Raw genomic sequence first — 25,982 nt, forward strand, 5'->3', positions numbered from 1 at the left:
CAATCCAGCAATGAAATCCAGACACTTCAACACATATTATATATGGCTTCTTCTTCTCCTCTCAGGAGTGACGGCTTCATGCATCGATGATTTCGACCGCCGCGCCGACGTGTATGTCGAGGGCACGGCTGACATTGCCGTAGAGCTGTCATACGAAGCGGAGTCTTCACGTTCGCTCAACTCCCGCGCCTATGAGGGCGGCGAGGCTGGCGACCGGATCAAAAACATATCATCACTTGTGATGCTCGTCTATAAAGGCGACAATCTCTACGGACGTTATGTGGTGGTCAGCGACGGCTCCGAACCTGTCCACCCCGACATCTCCGAAGTCCGCAACCTCAATGACCAGGACAATCGCCTCGACCCTGACGAAAGTAACCTCACTGACAGCCGCACCGGCAAAGTGACTTTCAAACTGCAGCTCGAATCAGGCAAGGATTACCACATCTATGCCGTGGCCAACATGGGTACCCTCCGCGAGGATGAATATCAGACAGCCATACAGACACGCGACGGTCTGAAAAGCATTTCCCGCTCCTGGGACGTAACTTCGCTGGCCAACAACAGCGAGATGTTCGGCATCTTCTCACTCAGCCCCGACCGCGAGGCATCTGACAGCTCTCCGCTGGTCATCTCTGCCACCACCTCGCAGCTCCACTGCTGGGTGCGCCGCCTCGCGTCAAAAGTGACAGTAGCCTTTGACGGCTCGGAACTTTACAACGACGTGCAGGTCTACATCACCGACATCTATCTGAAAGACATCCCAAAGACATGCCTGCTCGGCAAGCCGAACACCGCAGGCGAAGGGAGTGAAGTCTCTGCCGACAAGCGTCATGACATTCCCAACGGCGTCTACGAGGACGGCGGCAGGATCACCGTGCAGAGACTGCCCGATGACCCTAACTCCATCATCCCCGAAAACTGCCTGCACGTCTGCAATGACGCCCACAGTTTCCTCGGAGCCTACGGCAACAGTGATCAGAACGATGTCATTGACGCTACCCACGCCAATACTGCTCCCTCGCTCTTCTTCTACGAAAACATGCAGGGCACAGGCAAATCAAAGCAGCAGGATGCCATCAACAATGACACCAAAGAACCGGGAAGCGACAATAAGATCGACTTTCCAAATCCCGACATCGACACCGAAGGCTCCGGCTGGAAAGACGAGAAACCTTTCGGCACCTACGTGGAAGTGAAAGGCTATTACCGTTGCACCACGGCCGACGGTCATGTCAGCTCAGGCCCCATCACCTACCGCTTCATGCTCGGCCAGAACGTCACCACTGACTATAACGCTACCCGCAACACCCACTATCAGCTGACCCTCGCCTTCAAAGGCTACGGCAACGATGCCGACTGGCACATCGAATATCAGGAAAAGCGCGGTCTCTACGCCACTTCTCCACAGTATATCTCCTATCTCTACGACAAAAAGATGGTTACAACCATCAAGGTTGTCGGACGCATGGAACCGGGGACCAAACTCAAAGCTCATATCATCGATGTGGGTGATACGGAATACAATCCGGACAGCATCTCACTCTGGCGACCCTGGGGCGACGGTTCAAAGGCATTCCCCAAAGTAAAAGGCACTATGAGCGCCGAATGGCCTTCTATCAAATATTATTATGAGAATGCCGTATATGGTGACGGACGCCATCAGGCTTTCCTCTCGCTCCAGCAGACCCGCCTGACGCAGATTCCGCCCCCTGACGGATATGAAGGCCAGCCGTCATGGAATGTGCCGTTTGCCAGCGCGCTCAAGAAAAGTCAGGATTACTACAAAGAACACAGCATCGGCGACCGCGAATATGAGATAGGCAACGACTCATCGGATGACCTTCAGGAATTCGGTTCAAATACAACCGATGGCAACGGACAGCACACTGTGATTGTCAGCAAGCGCAATCTCCGGGGCGAGCCGACAGAGCGCATCTTCAAGATTCCGCTCTACACCCGCGCCAAGGAGCTGGTGACCCGCACAGGTTTCTCCGGCAACAACCCCTGCTATTCCTATCCGCGCAAGCAGAAAGTACGCTTCACGGCCTCAATCTGGAAAGACGAGATCAATGCCTATGCCGACACCACTTTCATTCTCGATATAATTCAGGTGCGACGCATCCTCAATCCGAATGGTGTCTGGCGCAAGTCAGGTAGCACCGAGGACTTTCATGTGACTCTGCTCCGTCTGACCGAAGACAAGGATGACTCAGACTTCTCATCGTTCAACTCTGAAGGCGCCTGGAGCGCGGAGGTCATCGCCGGCAACGGAGTGGTCACTCTTTCGTCAACCCGCGAAGGCAGCGGTGACGACACCGCCCCGCAAGTCCACGTGAAGCGCATTCAGGGAGCCACCGAAAAGCCTATCGACTTCAAAATCAACTTCACCGGAGCCGACGGCTGTGCGATTGTGCGTGTGCGCTACCACAACTACACCTGCGAGCATGACATCTTCTGCCGCGAGGGCTATGACCCGATAGCCTTACGCGAGGGCAATGACAAGAACGGGGAACCGTATGCAAAATGGAGCTCGTTCAATGTCGATCACTTCGAAAACGGCAAAGCCATAATGACCAACTCGCCGCTTGACGAAGGCTCTCTCTTCCGCCGCAAAAGTAACATCGCCATAACCTCGGCTAACAATGCGAAATATCCGCGTCCGCGAGGCGACAACCGCTATGCGCCGGGCAATTTTGATGTCATTGACGCTTCCGGCAAGGCTACCACCATGTCATGGGATCAGACCAAGGGTGACTGGACTTCAGATCATACCTGGGATATCACAAACACTGACTACCAGATAGCCACCATTGAAAACTACTTCCAGCTCATGTCTGAAGGCAATGAGACAAATGACCTCTCCTTCCCTATCAGCAAAGCCTATGGAATTGTCTATGGCGATGGAGCCCGTGAAGTGAAAACCAAACGCTCCGATGCCTACGGCTATCTCAAAACAGCTGACGGAAAGTCGGAAAAGGGCATGATCGGTGTGATTGTCTACAACAACCAGACGGCCGCCCAGATCTTCTTCCCCCTCGGCACCGAAGGAGTCGGACGACGGAAAGGATCTGGAACTCCAGACGGTGCCGCAAACTGGCAAGGGAAATGGGACCCAAATCCGGCCAACAGAGACTATCCCGGAACTCTGCGATATAGTAGCCGAAGCGCTTATTACGGCTTTAGAACCACAGCCGGTTTCAGTGATGTTGACAATGTCAAATACCAGCCGATGTTCTATGACCTATACCGTCGTCCGGGAGCTGTCTACTGGGCTTACAAGTGGTATTCAGACGGCAATACCGGCTTCAACCATTCCTCGGCCTTTGACATGAACTTCTTCACGATGGGCTTCGAAGGTTTCCAGAACGGAGCCGCAGCCAAAGCCGAGACTTCCGATGCCTGCTTTATCCGCCTCGTCAAGAAATAAGCTCCTCTCCGCTTAAAGCCACTTACTTTTCATATATTGCCTGTAACGCCGATGTAAGCCAACATCGGCGTTACTATTTCATCATCTCCCATCCGGGCAGACAATAGAAAAATCATAAGAAAGTGAAATCTCCTTCATAGCCCACCACAAAAGCAACAAAAAAGCGTCCCCGGTCTCGATTGACCAGGGGCGCTTGTGTATATTTGATCAAAAAGTTCTTAGTGATCAGCGCTGAACGCGACCGTTGGCGTTACCGCCGGCGAGTGACATAACTTCGTCTACTGTAACGAGGTTGAAGTCACCGGGGATAGTGTGCTTGAGAGCAGAAGCGGCTACTGCAAATTCGAGAGCCTCGCCCTGGGTCGGCATGGTGAGCAGACCGTGGATCACACCGCCTGAGAAAGAGTCGCCACCACCTACGCGGTCGATGATCGGGTTGATGTCGTAGCGCTTGCTTTCATAGAATTCCTCACCGTTGTAGATCATAGCCTTCCAGCCGTTGTGAGTAGCTGAGAATGATTCGCGGAGGGTAGAGATGACATATTTGAAACCGAATTCCTTAGCCATAGCCTTGAAAATGCCCTTGTAGCCTTCGGCATTGGTCTCGCCGCCTTCAACGTCAGCGTCAGGTTTGAAGCCGAGGCAGAGTTCGGCGTCTTCCTCGTTGCCGATGCAGACATCAACGTACTGCATGAGAGGACGCATGATAGACTGAGCTTTTTCTTTGGTCCAGAGTTTCTTGCGGAAGTTGAGGTCGACAGACACAGTCACGCCGTGACGCTTTGCAGCCTCGCAGGCAAGACGGGTGAGTTCGGCAGCCTTGTCGCTGATAGCGGGAGTGATACCGCTCCAGTGGAACCAGTCAGCACCTTCCATGACAGCATCGAAGTCGAAATCTTCGGGATCAGCTTCTGAGATGGCAGAGTTTGCGCGGTCATAGATCACCTTTGAGGGACGCATCGAGGCACCGGTCTCGCAGTAGTAGATACCTACACGGTCACCGCCACGGGCGATGTGATCGGTGTGGACACCATAACGGCGGAGTGCGTTGACAGCAGCCTGGCCGATTTCGTGCTTGGGGAGTTTTGAAACGAAGTAAGCGTCATGGCCGTAGTTGGCACAGCTTACAGCCACGTTGGCCTCGCCGCCACCCCAGATGACGTCAAAGTTATCTACCTGCACAAAGCGATTGTTCCCTTCGGGGGAAAGGCGAAGCATAATCTCGCCTAAAGTTACAACTTTCATAATTTAATAAGTATGGTATTTAATTAGGTAAAATTTGATGATTTTCTATATTCTTGCATTCAGTCGAGACGTGTGTTGCGGATGATCTGCTCGAAAGCCTCGGCCATCGACTTTGCAGCCTTGCGGCCGTCGCCCATAGCGAGGATCACGGTGGCCGCGCCTCTGACTATATCGCCTCCGGCATAGATCTCCGGTGACGATGACTTCATTGACGAACCATCGACAAGGATATTTCCGTTACGCGAGAGATCGACGTCAGGGAGTGAGACAGGCGGGTTAGGCAGGAAGCCTACGCAAACCACAGCCAGATCGACCTCGACATCAATAATGTCGCCTTCGACCGGCACCGGAGTGCAGCGGCCCGATTCGTCAGGCTCGCCAAGCTCCATGCGCTGGAGTCGGACTGCCTTCAGCAGACCATTTTCATCGGCAATATATTCAAGCGGATTGTGAAGCGTAAGGAATTCGGCTCCTTCTTCCTTGGCATGACGCACCTCTTCCTGGCGTGCCGGGATCTCCGACTCGCCGCGGCGGTAGATGATCATGGCCTTCTCGGCTCCCAGACGCAGGGCTGCGCGCACGGCATCCATCGCGGTGTTGCCAGCACCGATGACTGCCACTCGTTTCTGTTTCAGAGTAGCCACGTTCTGACCGTAGATTTCATGCTGGCTGAAATTGACGCGGATCAGATATTCATTGGCGGTCATGACACCAGGCAGGTTTTCACCCGGAATGCCCATAAACCTGGGCTTTCCGGCACCGGTGGCCACGTATATGCCCTTGAACCCCTGCTCCTGCAGATCGTCATAGGAAAGAGTCTTCCCGACAAAGGTATCTTTTACAAATTTCACACCAATGGCGCGAAGCTTTTCAATTTCGGCATCAACCACATGATTAGGCAGGCAGAACTGCGGAATTCCATATTTCAGCACACCGCCGAAACAGTCAAGCGCTTCGAACACGGTCACATCGTAGCCGCGTTTGGCCATATCGCCGGCAAAAGCGAGTCCGGATGGGCCGGAGCCGACAACCGCGATCTTTATGGCGGCAAAATAAGAAGGGGCCTGCACTGCCGGAGCCGATGACTGCCGGGCTACAGATTCATCAAGTTCACGGTTATAGTCGGCCACGAAGCGTTCGAGATGGCCGATGGCCACCGGCAGCTTTTTCATCTTGTTATAGATGCAACCGTGCTCACACTGCTTTTCCTGCGGGCAGACACGTCCGCAGACAGCCGGAAGCACCGTGGTCAGCGAGAGCACTTTCAGGGCCTCGCCGAAGTTGCGCCGTTCCACATTCTTTATAAAGGCCGGAATATTGTTTGAGACCGGACACTCTTTCATGCAGCCTGGATCCGGGCAGTCGAGACAACGGCGCGCTTCAAGAACCGCCTGTTCGGTAGAAAGGCCCTGGTTTACCTCGTCGTCGCAACGGACGCGATAGGCGGCATCCATCTCAGGCATTTTGACCCGCGGCACAGCTGTGCGCTCTCTGGTCGTGAAACGCTTGCGCAGTTCTTCACGCCACCCGGAATCGCGGGAAATCAGATTGTTTTCTTCGATTGTTGTCATACGAAATGGCGCTGGCGGTTTTGCAGTTGGTCAAAATCAACATGATGCGCGTCAAAGACAGGCCCGTCAATGCATGTCAGCATACGTTTGCCATCGACCATGACGCGGCAGATGCCGCAAAGGCCCACTCCGTCAAGCATCACCATATTGAGAATGCAGCGGGTGGGAATCTGTCTGACACGTGTGCACTCGGCAATAGCTTTCATCATGGGAGTCGGCCCGGTTATAACGGTCAGATCCACTTTCTCATCAGTGAGCACCCTGTCAATGAGTTCCAGAGTAGCCATCTCTTCAGAAGAATGGAGAATCACGTCGCTGTAAGGCTCGACATTAGCTCTGAGGCACGAGGTTTCCGAGGTAAATTCCGAAAGGATTGTCACCACTCTGTTGCCGGCCTGCTTCAAAGCTTTGATCACGGGGATGATGGGCACGAAACCTACACCGTCGCCACAGCAGACCACAGTACCGTAGTTTCTGATCTCGAACGCCTGTCCCAAAGGACCGAGCACATCACCAATCCGGTAATCTTCGTGGAGCGAACCGATCAGGTCGGCCAGACGGGCACCCTTGTGGATTATAATGGTGAATGTGCCGTCGGCGGGAGAGGCATCGACGATAGTAAACGGGATGCGGGGGCAATCAGGAGTGAAACGTACCATCACGAAATGACCGGCACGGGCCGAGCGGGCGATAGAAGGGTTTTCTATCACCACCTCGGCCGTGTATTCCGAATGCCGGACTATTTTCCTGATTATATTCATATATTCAGTCAAGATTTCTAAAATCTTCAGAGTCTGCTCTGAAATTATTCCATCTGAAGGTAAGTGATCTTGTCCATGTCGCCATAGTCAAGATTTTCGCCGCCCATGCCCCAGATAAACATGTAGTTCGAAGTGCCTGCGGCGGCGTGGATCGACCATTCGGGAGAGATGATGGCCTGTTCGTTGTGGAGCCATACGATGCGGTTTTCCTGAGGCTCGCCCATGAAGTGGCAGATGGCGTTGCCTTCGGGCACGTTGAAGTAGAAGTAGGCCTCCACACGGCGGTCGTGGGTGTGGGCGGGCATTGTGTTCCAGACGCTGCCGGGCTTGAGCTCGGTGAGACCCATCTGAAGCTGGCAGGGACCTTCTTCAAGCACATTGTTGACAATGAGCTGATTGATCACGCGGTCGTTGCTCTCTTCCATTTTGCCTGCGGCGAAGGAATTGGCTTTGAGAGAACCCTTGCGGCCGTCGATGGTGATGAGCTGGGTTTTGTATTCCTTGTGGGCGGGAGTTGAGTTGAGATAGAATTTAGCGGGTTTCGAAGCGTCCTTGCTGCGGAAGGTCACGTTTTTCTTGCCGCGGCCTACATAGAGCGCATCCTTGAAGTGGAGTTCATATTCCTTTCCGTCGACAGTCACTATGCCGTCGCCGCCGATGTTGATCACGCCGAGTTCGCGACGCTGAAGAAAGTAGTCGGCTTTCAGGGGGTCGATGGTTTCAAGAGTCATTTCCTTTGCCACTGGAATCACGCCGCCATAGACCAGACGGTCATATAGGCAGTAGGTAAGGTTGATCTTGTCTTCTTCCATGACTTTCGGCATCATGAAGTGAGAACGGAGCTGCTTGGTGTCATAGTGCTTCACGTCATCGGGATGGCAGGCACGGAGTATTGTGTAATCGGTCTGTGCGAAGCCACTGAGAGATACGCTCATAAGTGCAAATGCAGTTAATAATTTTTTCATATTCGTTAATTGCTTTTTATTCTTTGGATAATTTCAGCCTGCGCCACGGAGACTTATTTCAGATGCCGGGCGTGTGCTGAATGTTTTTATTCAGTTGTCTGGATCTTTTCTGAGTTTCTGGCGATCATGTCGCGCTGGTTGCGGATGATCAGCATTCGGTTCCACACCATAAGGCCTGAGGTCATGAGCACAAGCAGTCCGGCACCAATCCATTTGAGATTTTCGGTACACTGGTAGATTACCCATGCAAGCGGGCTTGAGGCGAAGTCGAGGCTACCGCCATCGAAACCGGCGGGAATAGCCACAGCGGCATCACCGGTAGCGGCAAATACGTCCTTGGCTGCAAGAGTGAATGCCGGCGCGAGATTGGTCACCATATAAAGGCCCATAGTCAGCACTACCAGGCCGATGATAAATGTCTTGACAACGTTGCCCTTGGTGAAAGGCAGCACGAGGGGGAATACATAGAACATGCCGGCCAGCGATGCAAGCGGCAGGAACTGGTTGCCGGGAAGAACGACGGCAAGAAGGAGGGTCACCGGGATGAGGAGGAGCGAAACCACAAGTGTGGTCGGATGGCCAATCACAAGCGCGGGGCTCATGCCGATGTTAAGGCCGTCGGCGCCTTTGAATTTGCGGGCAATGAGGCTGCGTGTAGCATCGCTGATAGGCTTGAGGCCCTCGATGAAGAGGACAGTTACACGGGGGATAAGTTCCATGACGGCACCCATCTTGATTCCGAGTCCGAGGATGTAAGGAATCTTGTCGACGATCTCGGCCCATGTTTTGCATGTGAGACAGCCGATGACTACACCCACAACCACACCGAGGAACAGAGGCTCGCCAAGCAGGCCGAACTTCTTTTTCATGCCTTCGGCATCAATTTCGAGCTTTTCGATGCCCGGAATCTTGTCGAGCCCCTTGTTTATGAGCCATGCGAAAGGCACAAAACCGCCGCAGAAGGGCTGTGGGATCGAGATGCCGTCCATGTCTTTGTAGAATGACTGGAATTTTTTGGCAGTCATGTCGGCGATGATCAGGGTGATGATGTAGCAGATGATGGCACCGAAGAAGCCCCAAACGAGTGATTCACTGGCAAAATAAATCACCGCACCGATGAAGGCGAAGTGCCAATAGTTCCAGAGGTCGATGTTGACAGTGCGTGTTGTCTTGGTAAGCAGCATAAGCAGATTGACGCCAAGACAGACTGGGATGATGAACGCGCCGACGGCAGTGTTATAAGCCACTGCGGCAGCGGCGGGCCAGCCCATGTCAAAAACTTTAAGCTGAAGGTCATAGATCTTGACCACAGTGTCAAGCGCAGGACCGAGAGCGGAGGTGAGAAGAGCGGTGACAATAGAGAGGCCGATGAAGCCGACACCGACTTTGAGGCCCGATTTAAGAGCATCGCTGAACCTGATGCCGATGCAGACGCCGAGAATCGTGAAGATCACAGGCATCATGACAGCCGCGCCAAGTCCTATAATGTAAGAGAATACCTGTTCCATTTAAACAGTTGTGTGATATTGATTGGATTTTTATTCAGAGAGCAGAGGCCATAAATACACCTCTGCCCTCTTTGATAATATTGCATCAGCTGTTGCCATCGCCTACACATATATTATATATATTCAGGCGGATGGACAGACACCAGACTCTTATTTAGGCTGCTTGCCGATGTAAGCGAGAATACCGCCGTCAACGTAGAGAACGTGGCCGTTCACGAAGTTGCTGGCATCTGAAGCGAGGAACACGGCAGGGCCCATCAGGTCTTCGGGAGTACCCCAGCGGGCAGCCGGAGTCTTCGAGATGATGAACTGGTCAAAGGGATGACGCGATCCGTCCGGCTGGATTTCGCGGAGAGGTGCAGTCTGGTCAGTGGCAATATAGCCGGGGCCAATGCCGTTGCACTGGATATTGTGTTCGCCGTATTCAGAGCAGATATTGCGGGTCAGCATCTTGAGTCCACCCTTTGCGGCAGCATAGGCCGACACTGTCTCACGACCGAGCTCACTCATCATAGAGCAGATGTTGATGATCTTGCCGTGGCCTTTCTTGATCATTCCGGGGATAACAGCCTTGGCGCAGATATAGGGAGCAATGAGGTCTACGTCGACAACGCGGCGGAAGTCTTCTACGTTCATTTCCTCCATCGGAATACGCTTGATGATACCGGCGTTGTTGACAAGAATGTCGATTGTGCCGACGGTTGCCTCTATGTCAGTCACCATAGCTTTGACGGCTTCTTCGTCAGTAACGTCGCAGAGATATCCTTTAGCGTCGATTCCAAGTTCTTTATATGCTTTGAGACCGCGGTCGACAGTTTCCTGGCGCGAACAGTTAAAAACGATTTTAGCCCCTGCTTCGGCATATGCCTGAGCGATAGCAAGACCGATTCCATAGGCTGCGCCGGTCACAAGCGCTACTTTGCCTTCAAGTGAAAAATTTACCATATTAGCGTTGTTTATCTAAGGTTCTATATGATATGTATCTATAAGTTTTTACATGGTTCCGTGAAGAAAATTCGGCGTAAAATTAGCAATTTTAACACGATCCCACAAATTAAAGCACTTAAAACTTCTAAAATCCAGAAAATTGGGACTTCCTGTCATAATAGCTGAACTTTTTTGTCACACCAATGGGACTTTTTCAACTTATTTATGTTACATTTGTAGACACTCACCACTCTCCATTCAACGCAAACAAGGGATAAGAACCGATTCTAAAACCACAACAGCACGACTATGTCGCCAATTGACAGCAAAACCAACGAACGGCAAGTTGAAAATGACCGCCGCATACTCGAACTGCTCGCGCAGACATTTCCGAATATCAGCGCCGCCAGCACCGAAATCATAAATCTTGAAGCCATATTAAACCTGCCGAAAGGCACCGAGCACTTTGTGGCCGACCTCCACGGAGAGCACGAAGCCTTCCGCCACATTCTGAAAAACGCTTCGGGAAACATCAAGCGCAAAGTCACCGACCTCTACGGAACCTCAATGCGCGAAAGCGAGATACGCCAGCTTTGCTCTCTCATCTACTATCCGGAAGAGAAAATGCAGATTGTGCACTCGACAGAGGAGAACATGTATGACTTCTACACCATCACCCTCCATCAGCTCATCAGAGTGTGTCAAAGCGTATCGTCGAAATACACCCGCTCCAAAGTCAGGAAAGCCCTTCCGAAGGAATTTGCCTACATCATCGAAGAGCTTCTCCACGAATCAAGAGGAGAATATGACAAGCAAGGCTATTTCAACCGTATTCTGGAGACAATCGTGTCAACAGGTCAGGCCGACGCATTCATAGTGGCACTATGCAAGGTGATCCAGAAACTCAGCATCGACCAGCTTCACATTCTGGGGGATGTCTATGACCGTGGTCCGGGCGCTCATCTGATCATGGACACTCTCTGCCACTACGGCAACTGGGACATACAGTGGGGCAACCATGACATTCTCTGGATGGGCGCGGCGGCCGGAAACAAATGTTGCATCGCCAACGTGATCCGCGTCTCACTCCGCTATGCCAACCTCACCACTCTTGAAGACGGCTACGGAATCAATCTGCTGCCGCTTGCCACAATGGCTATGGAAACCTATGCCGACGATCCATGCATTGAATTCGCTCCGAAAGTCGATGCCGAACAGACCGAGCACCCTGAAAAGGCTCTACGCCTGATGGCCCAGATGCACAAAGCCATAGCCGTAATCCAGTTCAAGCTCGAAGGGGCTATGACGCTGAAACATCCGGAATGGGAAATGACAGGCCGCAATCTGCTCCACCGCATAGATTTCGAAAAAGGCACTGTCAACATCGATGGTAAGGACTATGAAATGTCTGACATGAACTTCCCGACAGTCGATCCGGCAAATCCCTACCGCCTGACAGAGGAAGAAGAGGAACTGATCAACAAACTGCACCATTCATTCACGGTTAGCACCGGACTGAAACGTCACATATCATGCCTGTTCAGTCATGGCTGCATGTATGGCATCTATAATTCAAACCTACTGTTCCATGCCTCCATGCCGCTCAACGCCGACGGCTCTCTCAAAGAAGTCATGGTCAACAGACAGAAATACCGCGGACGCGAGCTCTTCCATCAGATAGGAATGCTCGTGCGTTCGGCTTTCAACGACGATACCCCTCCGGCCGACAAGGACTATGCGCGCGACTATTACTGGTATCTCTGGTGCGGCCCCGACTCCCCGCTTTTCGACAAGAGTAAGATGACCACCTTCGAACGGTATTTCATCAAAGACCCCGAAGCCCACAAAGAGGAAAAAGGCCACTACTACACCCTCCGCCAGAAAGAGGAGGTCTGTGACATGATTCTCGACGAATTCAAGGTTGAAGGCTCACAGCGCCACATTATCAACGGCCACGTGCCCGTGCGCGCCAAAAAGGGAGAAAGTCCCATCAGGGCCAACGGCAAGCTGATGGTGATCGACGGCGGTTTCGCCAAAGCCTACCACAAGACCACCGGAATAGCCGGCTATACGCTGATCTACCACAGCAGCAACTTCGAACTGGTAGAGCACGAACCGTTCATCTCCGAAGAAGAAGCCATCAGGAGCGGCACAGACATTGTACGCTCAACCAAAATGGTCGAGCAGACCTCGCAGCGCATCCGTGTGCGCGACACCGACAAGGGAAAGATACTCCAGAGCCAGATCGATGAGCTGACCGAACTTCTCTATGCTTTCCGCCACGGCATCATCAAGGAAAGCAATGCTGGGAAGATAGTCCTCTGACACCGCGGGCCGCCCGACCTCAGACCGGAACATTACGGCAACACATATATAGCACAGGAGCCGGATTAATCTGCAATCCGGCTCCTGACTTATATATACACATTATTAGAACTCTCAACAAAATTTCATCAATCCTCCGAATAGTGGCGCAGCACACGGCGGTAGGAGTTGAAAATTTTTGATTTCGACACAAACCCCACGTATCGACCTTCTTCAACCACCGGCAGATTCCATGCGCCGGTAGCGTCAAAAGTCTTCATGACAGTCTCCATGCTCTGCCCAACTTCGACCTTGGCCGGAGGGATTGACATGAACTGATTGACATACATGCGCTTGTAGAGATCAGGCCGGAACATGATGTTGCGGATTTCATCAAGGATCACCACTCCGAGCAGCTTTCCGTCATCGCCAATGACCGGAAACAGATTGCGCGATGAGCGTGAGATGGCATTAACCATCTCCTTGAGGTTCATGTCAGGCCGGACTGCCACAAAGTCAGTCTCTATGACATTGTCGATCTTGAGCAGTGTCAACACAGCCTTGTCCTTGTGGTGAGTGATCAGTTTGCCTTCATGGGCAAGACGCATGGTGTAGATACTGTAAGGCTCGAAAAACTTGATAGTGCCGTAGGAAATCGCCGAGACAATCAGCAGGGGCAGAAACAGTTCATAGCCTCCGGTCAGCTCGGCCGTAAGGAAGATACCCATCAGCGGGGCATGCATGACACCTGACATGACACCTGCCATACCCATCAGCGCAAAGTTCTTGGTCGACAGATCCAGACCGAAGACCGTATTGATGAAATAGGCGAAAAAGAATCCTGCCATACATCCTACATAGAGCGATGGGGCGAAGGTGCCGCCGACACCGCCGCCACCGTTTGTGGCCGAGGTGGCGAATGATTTCAGAAGGACAAGCGCGGCGATAAAGCCGAGAATCCACCAGACAGACCCTCTGTCTTTGTAGAAGATCGAGCCGTTGACAATCGACTCCGTGTTGCCGCTGAGAAGGTCGATGATCGACGAATAACCCTCGCCGTAGAGCGGCGGAAACAGAAAGACGAGGAGCGCCACTACAGAGCCTCCCACCAGCATTTTCCGCCACGGAGTGCCGAGTTTTCTGAACAGCCCCTCCATCATGTTCATCGACCGCGTGAAATAGAGCGACACAAATCCGAGAAACAGACCGAGAAGAATGACATAGGGTATTCTTCCGGTCACAAACGGCTCGCTCTGAAGAAAGAAGAATTCTGCATCATAGCCAGTTGCGACATAGGCCACCGTTGCGGCCGTTATCGACGCTATCAGCAGAGGCATCACCGAGACCGTGGTCAGATCGAGCATCAGAACCTCCAGAGTGAAAAGCATACCGGCAATCGGAGCCTTAAAAATGCCGGCGATACCTGCTGCGGCTCCGCAGCCCACAAGGATCATCAGAATCCGTGGCGACAGCCGGAACACACGTCCGAGATTCGAACCGATTGCCGCTCCGGTATAGACTATAGGGCCCTCGGCTCCAACCGATCCGCCGAATCCGATGGTGATCGAACTGGCGATTACGGATGAATACATATTGTGGCGCTTCAGGCGCGACTTGTTCTGCGAAATGGCATAAAGCACTCTTGTGACACCGTGGGATATATTGTCACGGACCACATATCTGACAAACAGCATGGTCAGAAGAATTCCGACTGCCGGATAGATCAGATACAGCAGACTGCCTTCGTCGATATTGATGTTGGACGTCAGCGCGTGGCTTATCAGATGGATCAGCGTTTTCAGCACAAGAGCCGCCACTCCGGCCAGAATGCCGACCAGCAACGCCAGTATGATGACAAACGTCTTTTCCTTTATATGACGCTCGCGCCACATCAGAAACACCATGAAGGCATCCTGAAAGCTTTTTGCTATGGATGTGAAAAACAGTTTCATTTCTTTCCTTTTTTACCTTGTCTCAGAGACCCTCGCCCCTTATGACTGTGCGTAATGTATAAAACAGTATCTTGAGGTCCAGCGAGAGAGAAAGATTCTGGATATAGAGAAGATCGTATTTCAGCCGTAAAAGCATCTCTTCGACTGTCGATGCATAGCCAAACTTGACCATGCCGAGCGAAGTCAGTCCGGGTCTTACCTGGTGGAGAAGAGTGCAGTACGGAGCGGCCTCGCGCATCTGGCTTAGAAAAAACTCCCGCTCAGGGCGCGGCCCGACAAGCGACATGTCGCCACGAAGCACATTCCACAGATTAGGCAGCTCGTCAAGACGATATTTCCTCATAAAACGCCCTATGCGTGTTATTCTCGGATCATCTTCCGCCGACAATGCCGGACCGTTCACTTCGGCATCCGCCTTCATTGAACGCAGCTTGTAGATTCTGAACGGTATGCGGTGATAGCCGATACGTTCCTGCGAATATATGGCCGGACCTTTCGAGCCGACTTTCACCAGAAGAGCAAGCACAAGCATCACCGGCAGCGACACAATCAGCCCGATGACTGATAAAGCCACATCAAGACTGCGCTTGACTGCTACAGTCGAGTCGGGAAGCGTAAGTCTCGAAATATCCATCAGCGGCTCTGACATGAGGTTTTCATACACCACCTTTGAAGTCAGCAGGCGGTAATCATCGGCCGAAACTATTATCGGGCAATCAAGAAGATAGAGCTCACATATTATCTTCAGCAGCCTGTCCTGCGGCAGCGATGAAAGCGACAGCAGAAAGCCGTCTGCGTCATGTTTCTTCAGCTGTCGGCCGAAATAACCATGAGTACAATGGCTATCGGCGGAGGAGCAACCGAAGCTATCAAACGGGATTGTGGCGACAACCTCCTTGCGGCAGCTGTCCGCGTCACGTATCAGGCGCTCATCGCCGGTTCTGTCACAGAGCATCAGCAATCTCTGACGGTCATGACGACGGGCGGACGATGATTTTATGAGAGTGGTAAGCAGCAGGCGTGTGCCATAGGCCGTCACAAACAGGCATCCAAAAAGAATCAGCAGCAGTTCATAGTTGTGGATACGGCGCGGCAAAACGTCATTGAGCAGCACAACCATGAAGAAGATCACCGACCCGATGGCCACACAACAGAGCGTATTGAGAAACTCTCTGATTCTCGACTTGTATGCCACATTGACATAGTATCCCGACACACAATACAGCCCCAGCATCAACGCCGGAAACAGCGCCAGCGTCAGCCGCGAGCCGGGAGTATTGACAAAAGCCCAGAACCCGGAATAGGTATTGTGCAGAGGACCGATCATAACAAATCGGGCCAGAGTGAACAAAAGCACTCCGGCGAGAGTCGACAAATAATCGGCGCCGACATAACAGGTCCTCAGTATCCGGCTCCTCTTCGATTTCACGGCCGTATTACTGTGACGGAGCCGTCTGGCTCTATTTTCATTATTCTTGACGGCAACGCCGCGCTGACATCATCGCGCCGGGCCTCGACCACATAATCAGCAGCATCGAGGATCTCCTCGGAAATCTCGCCAAACAAAGCCGGCGCCGGGCAACCGCTGATATTGGCCGATGTAGAGACCAGCGGACGGCCAAGGCCTCGGCATATCGCAGCCGAGACAGCCTCGGAAGTCAGCCTGATGCCCACACTCCCGTCATCTGCTATCAATTCCGGAGCAAGTCCCTTGGCACCCGGATAGATAACGGTGGTCGGACGCCGGCTCTCTCCTATCAGCTTCATGGCCGTAGAAAAATCTGACGATGTATAGCGCGCAACATCCTCTCCATCGGCCACCAGCGTGATCAAAGCCTTGGAATCGGCCCGCCGCTTGATTTCAAAAACCCTGCGCACGGCCTCGGAATTACAGGCATCGCAGCCTATACCCCACACTGTGTCTGTAGGATAGACAATGATTCCGCCTTTGCGGAGCACGGCAACAGCCGAAGAAATATCTTTAGCCAGATCTGTCATTGCACTGGAGTGATTGAAACGTTTATGTATGCAAATTTAATCTATTTCTTTCTATTACACCACTTATATATAAACTAATTCCAAAAAATATCTTCGCCAGCACCTTTGCCACGACAAGTCCGACAGTGGTAAAATGCAGCTTAAATTTGACCATTTTTATCATTTTGATAATAAAATTACAATTTTAATTGCAATTTGCTTGCAAATTCAAAAAATTGCCATTACCTTTGCCACATATCAATAAAACCTCAGCAAAACATTCACCCCATGCCACTTATCATCCCCAAGAAATATCATCGCAAACTGCTTCCGGAAACAACCGAAGTAGCGATCAAAATGGTCAAAGACACCTTCCAGACCATCTTCGCCCGCGAGCTCAGACTGCGCCGAGTGACCGCCCCGCTCTTCCTTCTGACAGGCACAGGCCTCAACGACAATCTCAACGGCGTGGAAGAAGCCGTCTCATTCACCATCGACGCGATGGGAGGCCGCAAAGCCGAAGTGGTCCACTCGCTGGCCAAATGGAAACGTTACAAACTCGGAGCCTATGACATAGCCCCCGGCTACGGCCTCTATACCGACATGAACGCCATCCGCACATTCGAGGATCTTGACAACATCCACTCGCTCTACGTCGACCAGTGGGACTGGGAAAAAACCATCCGCAAGGAAGACCGCACACTTGACTATCTGAAAAAGACCGTAAGAACCATCTACAAAACCCTTCTTGAAGTCGAACAGACAGTCTACGAGAAATTTCCGCATATCACCCCCGTCCTCCCGCCGGACATCACTTTTGTCCATGCCGAAGAGCTGGCCCGTCTTTACCCCGACAAAACTCCGCGCGAACGCGAAACCATCTTCGCCCGCGAACACGGCGCTATATTTATAATAGGTATAGGAGCTCCTCTGAGCGACGGACAGCCCCACGACGGACGCTCGCCCGACTACGATGACTGGATCAGCCTCAACGAAGAAGGCTATCAGGGCCTCAACGGTGACATCATACTCTGGAACCCCGTGCTTGACATACCCTTTGAAATCTCCTCAATGGGCATCCGCGTAAGCCCCGAATCACTGCGCGAACAGCTCAAACTCCGCGAATGCCCCGAACGCTCATCTCTGACATTCCACAGACTTCTCCTCGAAGGAAAGCTCCCATATTCAATCGGAGGCGGCATAGGCCAGAGCCGCCTGTGCATGTTCCTCCTCCACAAAGCACACATCGGTGAAGTCCAAGCATCAATATGGCCTGAAGATCAGATCAAAGCATGTGCCGATGCAGGCATCGAACTGCTCTGACCCAGACACCGGTTTACACATAACAACCTATATATTATAAACTAACCCCAACATCCCTTTTTTACACATAGTTCTGCGGTCTGCCTATACGAGTCTGTCGTATTGGCAGACCGTGTCAGTTTTCATGTCACAACAATCCTCACACCAAAATCAGTATCCGTCAGTACCTTACGCCTGCCACAACCTTTTTGGCACAAAATTTGTTACATTATTGGATGTCGAACCGGAAAACCAAGCCGTATACAACCATCCCCAGGCTCCACATTCCGAAATCCGACAGAAACAACAGACAAATCAAAAAAAACAAAAATAAAAAATTATAATCATTATGGGAAAAATTATCGGTATTGACCTTGGAACAACCAACTCCTGCGTTTCAGTCCTTGAAGGCAACGACCCCGTCGTTATTCCTAACAGCGAAGGCCGCAACACAACCCCTTCAATTGTAGCATTCGTTGACGGTGGCGAACGTAAAGTCGGTGACCCCGCAAAACGTCAGGCCATCACCAACCCTAAACGCACCATCAACTCCATCAAGCGTTTCATGGGTGAAACCTACGATCAGGTTGAAAAAGAAATCGAGCGCGTGCCCTACAAAGTGGTCCGCAGCGACAACAACACCCCGCGTGTCGACATCGACGGCCGCGAATACACCCCCCAGGAAATCTCGGCAATGATTCTTCAGAAAATGAAGAAAACCGCTGAAGACTACCTCGGACAGGCAGTGACTGAAGCAGTCATCACAGTGCCCGCCTACTTCAACGACTCTCAGCGTCAGGCAACCAAAGAAGCCGGCGAGATCGCAGGCCTCACTGTAAAGCGTATCGTAAATGAACCTACCGCCGCAGCCCTCGCCTACGGCCTTGACAAATCAGACAAAGACCAGAAGATCGCAGTCTTCGACCTTGGCGGCGGTACATTCGATATCTCGATCCTCGAACTTGGCGACGGCGTGTTTGAAGTTAAATCAACCAACGGTGACACCCACCTCGGCGGTGACGACTTCGACCACGTGATCATCGACTGGCTCGCCAACGAATTCGAAAAAGAAGAAGGCATCGACCTGCGTAAAGACGCAATGGCCCTCCAGCGCCTCAAAGAAGCCGCCGAGAAAGCCAAGATCGAACTTTCGTCAACCACCTCTACTGAAATCAACCTCCCCTATATCACTGCCACAGCCACCGGTCCCAAACACCTCGTCAAGACCCTCACCCGCGCGCAGTTCGAACAGCTCGCCGACAAACTCATCCAGGCAACCATCAAGCCTTGCGAACAGGCCCTTAAGGATGCCGGCATGACAGCAAAAGACATCGACGAAGTCATCCTTGTAGGCGGTTCAACCCGTATCCCCGCAATCCAGCAGGTAGTAGAGAAATTCTTCGGCAAAGCACCCTCAAAGGGCGTAAACCCCGACGAAGTAGTGGCAGTCGGCGCAGCCATCCAGGGCGGTGTGCTCTCAGGCGACGTAAAAGACGTTCTTCTTCTTGACGTTGTGCCTCTGTCAATCGGCATCGAGACCCTCGGCGGCGTAATGACCAAGATGATCGAAGCCAACACCACCATTCCTACCCGCAAGAGCGAAACATTCTCCACCGCCGCTGACAACCAGCCCTCGGTTGAGATCCACGTCCTTCAGGGCGAACGTCCTATGGCCAAAGACGACAAGACACTCGGCAAATTCCACCTCGACGGAATCGCACCTGCACCCCGCGGCATCCCCCAGATCGAAGTCACCTTCGAAGTCGACGCCAACGGCATCCTCAACGTATCAGCCAAGGATAAAGCAACCGGCAAAGAACAGAGCATCCGTATCGAAGCCTCAAGCGGCCTGACCGACTCAGAAATCGAACGCATGAAGAAAGAAGCCGAAGCCAACGCCGCAGCTGACGCCAAGGAAAAAGAAAAAATCGACAAGCTCAACCACGCCGACACCGTGATATTCCAGACCGAAAAGCAGCTTCAGGAACTCGGCGACAAGATCCCTGCAGACAAGAAAGCCCAGATCGACAACGCCCTCAACAAGCTCAAAGAAGCCCACAAGGCCCAGGACATCGCAGCCATCGACTCTGCCATAACCGAAATCCAGAACACCTTCGGAGCCATCCAGCAGGAAATCCTCAATGCCCAGCAGGCAGCCGGAGGCGCACAGGCAGGTCCTAACCCCGGAGCCTCACAGGCAGGCAACCCCGGCGAAGGCCACGTCGACGACGTAGAATTTGAGGAAGTGAAATAAGGTCTCAATTCAGAACAATCTAAATCCATATAAATGGAGTGTGACTCAAAAGGTTACACTCCATTTTCTTTTTCACTATTTTAATCAAGATAGCTTGAAATTGATTTATTTTCGTTATATTTGCACCATATTTGGAACGTCCCTTAATTGGCGATGAGGTGTCCCTTATTTGCCCTTATGTCCTCTTATGGGTTCTTAATAGTAATAATATGCCAACAGCACAATACGAAATAAAGAGAAAATGTAAATGCTGCGGGGCGATCTTTCTTGCAAAGTCGCTCGACTCCTATTATTGTAGCCGCGCTTGTTCTAACAAGGGCTACAAACAAAGAAATGCACTGAAACTGCAACGCGAAAGATGGGATAAGGTCATAGGTGAAATTCCGGATAAGCGAGACTATATAAGCGTTACGGAAGCCGAAGCCGTGTTTGGTGTATGTGCAAAAACGATCAGGAGGCTAATAAATAGCGGTAAAGTGTCAAGCATCAATCTAGGACAACGGCTTACAAGAGTTCGAAAATCGGAACTGATGGGCATACTGCCATTGCGTGAAGAACCCGTTGACGCCAGACAGACACTACCTAAACCGTATAATTTGGAGCCTGAGGATTGCTATACTATTGGCGAGATTGCTGAGAAATTCGCTATAGCCGAGAGTACCGTATACTCCCACATAAGGAAATACTCTATTCCCATTCGACAAATAGGGCGCTTCGTCTATGCCCCCAAATCAGAAATTGACCGCATTTATAAAGATGTCGTGAAGAAATGAAAAAGAAGCTCGCAAACACCAAATGCACTGTTAAGTTACGCAAGTCAGAATATCGTGATGAATGGTATCTGATAATTGACATATACCCCGTGTATAAGACACCCAATGGGAAGCCCACCCGGATTAAGGAGGGTGTCAACCGGAGTGTTACTACACCCATTTGGGATAAGTCTCATGTTGCAAAGACGCATCCAGATGGGAGCGTGACATACAAGCCAAGGCGTGATGCGAATGGCGTTATCATGTGTCGGTCAGCCGTTGATAATGAATCCTGTTTGTATGCAGATAAGGTTCGTGAACTTCGACAGCGTGAATATGATAATCAGGAACTATATACAGAAACCGAGGCAGCATTGGCGGCCCAGAGTGAACGCGCCCAGGCTAATTTTATTGACTATTTTGAGCAGGAGGCCAAGAGACGGCACACAGCCAACTCGGAGTCCATTAAGGTGAACTGGAATCGTGTTCATGAACTGATTAAAATATTTGCCGAGAGTGATAATGTGCCTTTCAGCAACATTGACCTCCGTTTTATCGAGAATTTCAAACAGTTCATGCTCACTGCTCCTCAGGGTGGAAAGAAGAGTGGGAATGTGTCTCGAAACACAGCTGCCACTTATTTCTCAATTTTTAAGGCGGCACTGAAGCAAGCCTTCGTGGACGGCTACCTTACCGTCGACCTGGCAGCTAAAGTAAAAGGCATCCCGGAGCAAGAGAGTCGCCGAGAATACCTTACCATAGAAGAGTTAAACCAATTAGCCGCAACAGAATGTGACCAACCAATCATCAAACGAGCTGCACTGTTCTCAGCATTGTCCGGTATGCGTCATGTAGATATTCAAAAGCTTAAATGGAAAGAGGTGGTAAAGGACGGCGACCATTGGCGAGTTAACTTCAACCAGCAAAAGACCAAGGGTGTAGAATACACACCAATCTCTGAACAGGCATACCTGTTATGCGGGGATCGTCTGGATGGAGATCGATTGGTTTTCGAAGGATTGCCTTCTCCATCCTGGATTTCCAAACCTCTGGAGCGATGGATCAAATCCACCGGTATCACCAAACACATCACCTTTCACTGCTTCCGCCATACCTTCGCCACGCTTCAGCTTGCCAACGGGACAGACATCTACACCGTCAGCAAAATGCTCGGCCACACTAACGTCCGCACGACGCAGATATACACTAAAGTGGTCGATAAAAAGAAAGAGTCCGCAGCAGATGCCATTAAGATTAAGATTTAGGACTTATTTATAGGCCGATAAAAATATAGGCGCACCACAAAAGGATGCGCCTTATTTAATCTTGTGCGGTCAAGCTTTTTAGCTCTCTGCGTAGTTCAGTAAATATCTGATGTTCAAAAGTTTTTGGGTTTAGTATTCGATCCTTATAAATCCTCTGTTGGTCTCGCATGGTCCGCGAACTATAACATAGGAATTCATCTGCTTCTTTTTTATTCAAACGTCGATTTGCTATACGGCATTCGAAACTGGATAATGTAGCCTCAATGATATATTTTGCTGCACTACAATCCATCGATTTAATTTTTGAGCCTCGTGCTAATTTTTTTGCTATACTTTTCTCTTTCTCTTTTAATTGTTTTTTTATGTCGCCGGTCAACTCGATATAGACATGGACTTTTCGTTTAAGTCTTGGAACTTTCCAACCGAGTTTCTCCAATAACTGGTTAATAATAAAGGGCGAATCTTCAAGAAATCCTTCCCTCTGGAGAGTCATCTCGTAATGCTTAACTAGACCGTCGATATTAAGAGGGAATGCCTGCTCTAATTGCTTAGAGTCTGTCACTGATTAACCTGTGACTGATGCCTGTTGTTGATATAATTCCGCTACTTCAGATCTGTCAATCTAATATAAACGTACAAATAAGAGATTCTCAACTACGGATTTCAATGTTCTTCTTTCAAACTTGATTTGCAGTGCTGGCTCAGTTTGCAAGCCCTCTTCTACGATACCTTGATGTATCATAACATCAAAATTACTAATTTAAATTTTTACCTCAAAATTAATTCCAACATTTTTACACGTCACATCGGAGTTTTTCATGGCCCACCCCTGGCTTATATGGGTAATCGCCGTAGTCACCGGCATCTGCCACGCCAAGCAGGCGGCAATGGCCGACTACTACCGCCAGTTCCACCTTTATTTTCTGAAGGGCGAGGACGGCAGCGAGCTCGAAACCGCATCGGATCTCAAGGCCAAGCTGAAAAATCTCTCATGGAGTCATGATTTCTGGAAAAAGCTCACTCTGACCGTATATACCAACTATACCGTTCAGCAAGAGGCGACAGCCCCGGCGATGCAGGCCCTCCGCCGCGAGTTGAAGCAGCGCTTCCCATCGGGACGCATCCCCCAGTCGTTCCGCGATGCCTTCCGTGCCGCCTCGCTGCCGCTGATGAAGTACACCAACATCCTCTCGTTCAACTGGCGCACGATAGCCCTCTTTGTATCGCTCTTTGCCGGCATGCCGTGGCTCTATTTCGCCTTTGAACTTGTTGTGCTCAACAACCTCCTTGTCTATATGATCATTCGTCACGAAGGCATCTGCCGCAAATTTACCGCCGAACTGAAAGATGGAAAATACTGAAATCAAAGGAATAATTTTTGACTACGGCGGCACAATCGACAGCCGCGGCGTTCACTGGAGCGAGGTAATCTGGGACGGATACCGCGAGAGCGGCATCACGGTTGACAAGGAAACCTTCCGCGAAGCCTACGTTCATGCCGAGCGTGAGCTGGCCCGCGTGCGCCACATCCTCCCGCATCACAACTTCCACGACCTCTTGCTCATCAAGATGCGCATAGAGCTGGAATGGCTTGCCGAGCGCGGCCACATCGCCGCCGACACTGTCGAGCCACTTGCTGCCCGCGTCGCACAGTATTGCTACGCAGCCGCCCGCGAGTGTATCGAGGAGGCACGTCCCACCCTCGAGGCGCTGCATGCACGCTTCCCCATGGTACTCGTGTCCAACTTCTACGGCAATGTCAGCGCCGTGCTTGAAGACTTTGACCTGCTGAAATACTTCAACCGCATAATCGAGAGCGCGGTAGTGGGAGTACGCAAACCCGACCCCGCAATATTTGCGCTCGGAGTCGAAGCCCTCGGTCTGCCGGCCCAAAACGTGCTTGTCATAGGCGACAGCTACAAGAAAGACATCCTCCCCGCCCTCTCGCTCGGCTGCCATGTGGCATGGCTCAAAGGGAAAGGATGGACAGCCGACGAAGATGCCGTCACCCACCCCTCGGCCATCACCCGCCTCTCCCAAGTCCTCGACCTGGTAAAATAACCCCCTCCCCCACCATATAGTTGCGCCGCGATGCCATCAAGCATCGCGGCGCAACTCATTTTGTGAAGGATTCGGATGGATTGAGGGTTACTTGGTGAGGTATTTTTTGCCGTTGCGGATGTAGATGGTGCCGGTGGGGATGGCGGGGAGACGGCGGCCTTGCAGGTCGTAGATGTTGCCGCGGAGGTCATGCGGGTCACAGGGCACGGTATCGACTGAACTTAAGTCGCTCTCGGTCATCTGCCATGTGTCAAATTCGACTTCGCCTTTCAGTATCAGGTAAATCGTGTGGGTGCCGTCTTCAATACTTGTCAGGGGGACTGTGTATTCGTTCCAGTCACTTTTACTGCTGTTGACCACGGCGATGTCGGCGGCATATCGGTCGTCAATCCTCAATGCCACGCTTCCGTCGCCTTTCAATCGGCATTTGAGGTATTTGCATCGGGTTGAAAAATCGACGTTTCTCACTTCGATAATCCCTTCGGGCATCGCGGGGGCTGTGATACTGGTCATGCCCACCGTCGCTATCATGTGACCGGCCTCGTCAGTGGGCTTGTAGAGAATGCCGAGTGTGGCGGCCGACGTGGCGGCATACTGAGTGATGGCAGGGTCGAGATTTTTAATGGCGCTCACGCCTTCACGGGTGGGTATACATTCGCTGATGTCAACGTTCTGCTCGTCGACCTCTATTTCATCCACATAGATGCTTCGGAAGCCGCTGTTTGCACCCAGCGACGGCTCCAGCAACATGGTTTGATAAGTAAGTCGTAAAAATTAATTTATACTAAGCCGCATGGACAAAATTGATATTGAGTTCAGATCCAAGCGCAGCCAACGCACGGTTAGTTGCATAGAGCAGGGATTCTGTGGAGCAATAATCCGCAGGTCTGAGCCATTTGCCCTTGAGGATTCTCCAGAGCGTCTCGGCGATATTCAAATGTGGACTGTACGGTGGAAGGAAAAAGAGATACAACCCACGTTTCTCCCATATTGGACGGAGTTCCCGCATGAGTTTGCATCTGTGGACGCTTGCATTGTCAAGGACAACAAAAGTGTTTTTACGGATACGGAGAGAAAATCGGTCAAGAAAGTCGGCAACCTTGTCAGCGGTCATATTCTCAGTTGTGGAGAATCCTTCATATCGATTGTTGCGGTCTATCATGCCGAAAATATTGAGTCTCAGACCTCTTTCAGATGGGATATAGACATCTTCACCTCGGAACTGCCATCCGTATGGCACATATCCCTCGGTGCAGATGTGGCTTTCATCTCCATAATAAATGTCGATGAGACAATCTTTTTCCTGTTGTACGAGTTCTTGCAGCTTCTCGGTCTTATACGCATAGAGCTGCGGCGAGGGTTTCCCCTTTGGACGTTTTCTTATACGTCTATATCCCGCGCCAAGGCGGATAAAAAAGCCCTGAAGGTACTCTCGGAGGCTTCTTTCCCTGAAGCCTGCTGCCATGCCTCTTTCGCTTTCTTCACGCTCTGCCTGTCGTTCTCTATGGCTTTGCGTACCGACTCTTCGTCCGAGCAGTCCATTATTGGCTTCCGACCCCGTCCGGGACGTGTTTCCAGTCCTTTGATTCCTTCGGCCTCGAAGCGTTTCACCCAGGAATTGACTGATATATGGGTCATGTCGGTCTGTTCTCCAACCTGTTCCGAAGTCAGGCCGGTGGATTTCAGAAGCACTGCGCGACAGCGCATG

Annotated in this window: 19 protein-coding genes and 2 pseudogenes; 8 read left to right on the forward strand and 13 right to left on the reverse strand. The window is 51.4% G+C overall.

Annotated features, from left to right (window positions below):
- The first annotated feature begins 10 nt into the window (after positions 1-10).
- Positions 11-3,430 carry a DUF4906 domain-containing protein gene (locus E7745_RS11400; RefSeq protein ID WP_136408845.1) on the forward strand — a complete coding sequence of 1,140 codons (3,420 nt, stop codon included), beginning with the start codon at positions 11-13 and terminating at the stop codon, positions 3,428-3,430.
- Between the two features lie 225 nt (positions 3,431-3,655).
- On the opposite strand, the gene E7745_RS11405 is transcribed toward E7745_RS11400, so the two are convergent.
- From E7745_RS11405 to E7745_RS11430, 6 genes are all read right to left on the reverse strand, one after another.
- Positions 3,656-4,675: a sugar kinase gene (locus tag E7745_RS11405; protein WP_124075482.1), complete on the reverse strand. Its 1,020-nt coding sequence runs from the start codon at positions 4,673-4,675 to the stop codon at positions 3,656-3,658.
- A gap of 59 nt (positions 4,676-4,734) precedes the next feature.
- Positions 4,735-6,246, reverse strand: a complete 1,512-nt coding sequence (locus tag E7745_RS11410) for an FAD-dependent oxidoreductase (protein ID WP_124075483.1) — start codon at positions 6,244-6,246, stop codon at positions 4,735-4,737.
- Positions 6,243-7,007: a sulfide/dihydroorotate dehydrogenase-like FAD/NAD-binding protein gene (locus E7745_RS11415; RefSeq protein WP_124075484.1), complete on the reverse strand. Its 765-nt coding sequence runs from the start codon at positions 7,005-7,007 to the stop codon at positions 6,243-6,245. Before E7745_RS11415 ends, E7745_RS11410 begins: the two co-directional genes overlap by 4 nt.
- Positions 7,008-7,051: 44 nt before the next feature.
- Complete coding sequence (gene kduI / locus E7745_RS11420; protein ID WP_107030969.1) at positions 7,052-7,972, reverse strand: 5-dehydro-4-deoxy-D-glucuronate isomerase; 921 nt, start codon at positions 7,970-7,972, stop codon at positions 7,052-7,054.
- Positions 7,973-8,058: 86 nt separating this feature from the next.
- Complete coding sequence (locus E7745_RS11425) at positions 8,059-9,480, reverse strand: PTS galactitol transporter subunit IIC (RefSeq protein WP_124075485.1); 1,422 nt, start codon at positions 9,478-9,480, stop codon at positions 8,059-8,061.
- A 150-nt stretch (positions 9,481-9,630) separates the two neighbouring features.
- Positions 9,631-10,425 carry a gluconate 5-dehydrogenase gene (locus E7745_RS11430; protein ID WP_107030967.1) on the reverse strand — a complete coding sequence of 265 codons (795 nt, stop codon included), beginning with the start codon at positions 10,423-10,425 and terminating at the stop codon, positions 9,631-9,633.
- A gap of 291 nt (positions 10,426-10,716) precedes the next feature.
- Between E7745_RS11430 and E7745_RS11435 the strand changes: the two genes are divergently transcribed.
- On the forward strand, positions 10,717-12,732 hold the full coding sequence (locus E7745_RS11435) for a fructose-1,6-bisphosphatase (protein WP_107030966.1): 2,016 nt from the start codon (positions 10,717-10,719) through the stop codon (positions 12,730-12,732).
- Positions 12,733-12,860: 128 nt separating this feature from the next.
- Here E7745_RS11435 and E7745_RS11440 read toward each other — a convergent pair whose 3' ends face one another.
- The 3 genes from E7745_RS11440 to E7745_RS11450 form a co-directional block, all read right to left on the reverse strand.
- Positions 12,861-14,663: a chloride channel protein gene (locus E7745_RS11440; RefSeq protein ID WP_107030965.1), complete on the reverse strand. Its 1,803-nt coding sequence runs from the start codon at positions 14,661-14,663 to the stop codon at positions 12,861-12,863.
- A gap of 22 nt (positions 14,664-14,685) precedes the next feature.
- Positions 14,686-15,990, reverse strand: coding sequence for a sugar transferase (locus tag E7745_RS11445; protein ID WP_136408846.1), 1,305 nt, complete (start codon positions 15,988-15,990; stop codon positions 14,686-14,688).
- 98 nt (positions 15,991-16,088) lie between these two features.
- Positions 16,089-16,652, reverse strand: coding sequence for an L-threonylcarbamoyladenylate synthase (locus E7745_RS11450; RefSeq protein WP_172480306.1), 564 nt, complete (start codon positions 16,650-16,652; stop codon positions 16,089-16,091).
- A 276-nt stretch (positions 16,653-16,928) separates the two neighbouring features.
- Here E7745_RS11450 and asnA point away from each other — a divergent pair, with 276 nt between their 5' ends.
- From asnA to E7745_RS11470, 4 genes are all read left to right on the forward strand, one after another.
- Positions 16,929-17,963, forward strand: a complete 1,035-nt coding sequence (gene asnA / locus E7745_RS11455; RefSeq protein WP_107030962.1) for an aspartate--ammonia ligase — start codon at positions 16,929-16,931, stop codon at positions 17,961-17,963.
- A 328-nt stretch (positions 17,964-18,291) separates the two neighbouring features.
- The gene (dnaK, locus tag E7745_RS11460; RefSeq protein WP_107030961.1) at positions 18,292-20,196 is read left to right on the forward strand and encodes a molecular chaperone DnaK; all 1,905 of its coding nucleotides are present in this window, start codon (positions 18,292-18,294) and stop codon (positions 20,194-20,196) included.
- A 209-nt stretch (positions 20,197-20,405) separates the two neighbouring features.
- On the forward strand, positions 20,406-20,969 hold the full coding sequence (locus E7745_RS11465; protein WP_123399102.1) for a helix-turn-helix domain-containing protein: 564 nt from the start codon (positions 20,406-20,408) through the stop codon (positions 20,967-20,969).
- Positions 20,966-22,213: a site-specific integrase gene (locus E7745_RS11470; protein ID WP_136408848.1), complete on the forward strand. Its 1,248-nt coding sequence runs from the start codon at positions 20,966-20,968 to the stop codon at positions 22,211-22,213. The genes E7745_RS11465 and E7745_RS11470 overlap by 4 nt, the downstream gene beginning before the upstream one ends.
- Before the next feature lie 55 nt (positions 22,214-22,268).
- On the opposite strand, the gene E7745_RS11475 is transcribed toward E7745_RS11470, so the two are convergent.
- Positions 22,269-22,775 carry a hypothetical protein gene (locus tag E7745_RS11475; protein ID WP_136408849.1) on the reverse strand — a complete coding sequence of 169 codons (507 nt, stop codon included), beginning with the start codon at positions 22,773-22,775 and terminating at the stop codon, positions 22,269-22,271.
- A 256-nt stretch (positions 22,776-23,031) separates the two neighbouring features.
- Here E7745_RS11475 and E7745_RS11480 point away from each other — a divergent pair, with 256 nt between their 5' ends.
- Positions 23,032-23,574, forward strand: a complete 543-nt coding sequence (locus tag E7745_RS11480; protein WP_124075488.1) for a hypothetical protein — start codon at positions 23,032-23,034, stop codon at positions 23,572-23,574.
- Complete coding sequence (locus E7745_RS11485; RefSeq protein WP_136408850.1) at positions 23,561-24,274, forward strand: HAD family hydrolase; 714 nt, start codon at positions 23,561-23,563, stop codon at positions 24,272-24,274. The genes E7745_RS11480 and E7745_RS11485 overlap by 14 nt, the downstream gene beginning before the upstream one ends.
- 87 nt (positions 24,275-24,361) lie before the next feature.
- Here the strand turns inward: E7745_RS11485 and E7745_RS11490 are convergent, their stop codons facing one another.
- From E7745_RS11490 to E7745_RS15085, 3 genes and pseudogenes are all read right to left on the reverse strand, one after another.
- Positions 24,362-25,024 (reverse strand): hypothetical protein, encoded by a 663-nt coding sequence (locus E7745_RS11490; protein WP_136408851.1) that lies wholly within the window; start codon positions 25,022-25,024, stop codon positions 24,362-24,364.
- 34 nt (positions 25,025-25,058) lie between these two features.
- Positions 25,059-25,823: pseudogene (locus tag E7745_RS11495) on the reverse strand (IS630 family transposase); the annotation flags it as partial.
- Positions 25,745-25,981, reverse strand: a pseudogene (locus tag E7745_RS15085) (helix-turn-helix domain-containing protein); the annotation flags it as partial. The pseudogenes E7745_RS11495 and E7745_RS15085, both read right to left, overlap by 79 nt.
- Between the last annotated feature and the right edge of the window lies 1 nt (position 25,982).

The organism is Duncaniella sp. C9, from assembly GCF_004803935.1.
Classification (GTDB): domain Bacteria; phylum Bacteroidota; class Bacteroidia; order Bacteroidales; family Muribaculaceae; genus Duncaniella; species Duncaniella muris.

What these genes read in the sequence shown, in the direction of transcription:
- E7745_RS11405 (WP_124075482.1), bottom strand. Translation starts at nt 4,675, where the DNA reads ATGAAAGTTGTAACTTTAGGCGAGATTATGCTTCGCCTTTCCCCCGAA.
- E7745_RS11435 (WP_107030966.1), top strand. Translation starts at nt 10,717, where the DNA reads ATGTCGCCAATTGACAGCAAAACCAACGAACGGCAAGTTGAAAATGAC.
- E7745_RS11425 (WP_124075485.1), bottom strand. Translation starts at nt 9,480, where the DNA reads ATGGAACAGGTATTCTCTTACATTATAGGACTTGGCGCGGCTGTCATG.
- E7745_RS11470 (WP_136408848.1), top strand. Translation starts at nt 20,966, where the DNA reads ATGAAAAAGAAGCTCGCAAACACCAAATGCACTGTTAAGTTACGCAAG.
- E7745_RS11440 (WP_107030965.1), bottom strand. Translation starts at nt 14,663, where the DNA reads ATGAAACTGTTTTTCACATCCATAGCAAAAAGCTTTCAGGATGCCTTC.
- E7745_RS11485 (WP_136408850.1), top strand. Translation starts at nt 23,561, where the DNA reads ATGGAAAATACTGAAATCAAAGGAATAATTTTTGACTACGGCGGCACA.
- E7745_RS11410 (WP_124075483.1), bottom strand. Translation starts at nt 6,246, where the DNA reads ATGACAACAATCGAAGAAAACAATCTGATTTCCCGCGATTCCGGGTGG.
- E7745_RS11480 (WP_124075488.1), top strand. Translation starts at nt 23,032, where the DNA reads ATGGCCCACCCCTGGCTTATATGGGTAATCGCCGTAGTCACCGGCATC.
- E7745_RS11465 (WP_123399102.1), top strand. Translation starts at nt 20,406, where the DNA reads ATGCCAACAGCACAATACGAAATAAAGAGAAAATGTAAATGCTGCGGG.
- dnaK (WP_107030961.1), top strand. Translation starts at nt 18,292, where the DNA reads ATGGGAAAAATTATCGGTATTGACCTTGGAACAACCAACTCCTGCGTT.
- E7745_RS11415 (WP_124075484.1), bottom strand. Translation starts at nt 7,007, where the DNA reads ATGAATATAATCAGGAAAATAGTCCGGCATTCGGAATACACGGCCGAG.
- kduI (WP_107030969.1), bottom strand. Translation starts at nt 7,972, where the DNA reads ATGAAAAAATTATTAACTGCATTTGCACTTATGAGCGTATCTCTCAGT.
- asnA (WP_107030962.1), top strand. Translation starts at nt 16,929, where the DNA reads ATGCCACTTATCATCCCCAAGAAATATCATCGCAAACTGCTTCCGGAA.
- E7745_RS11430 (WP_107030967.1), bottom strand. Translation starts at nt 10,425, where the DNA reads ATGGTAAATTTTTCACTTGAAGGCAAAGTAGCGCTTGTGACCGGCGCA.
- E7745_RS11490 (WP_136408851.1), bottom strand. Translation starts at nt 25,024, where the DNA reads ATGTTGCTGGAGCCGTCGCTGGGTGCAAACAGCGGCTTCCGAAGCATC.
- E7745_RS11400 (WP_136408845.1), top strand. Translation starts at nt 11, where the DNA reads ATGAAATCCAGACACTTCAACACATATTATATATGGCTTCTTCTTCTC.
- E7745_RS11445 (WP_136408846.1), bottom strand. Translation starts at nt 15,990, where the DNA reads ATGATCGGTCCTCTGCACAATACCTATTCCGGGTTCTGGGCTTTTGTC.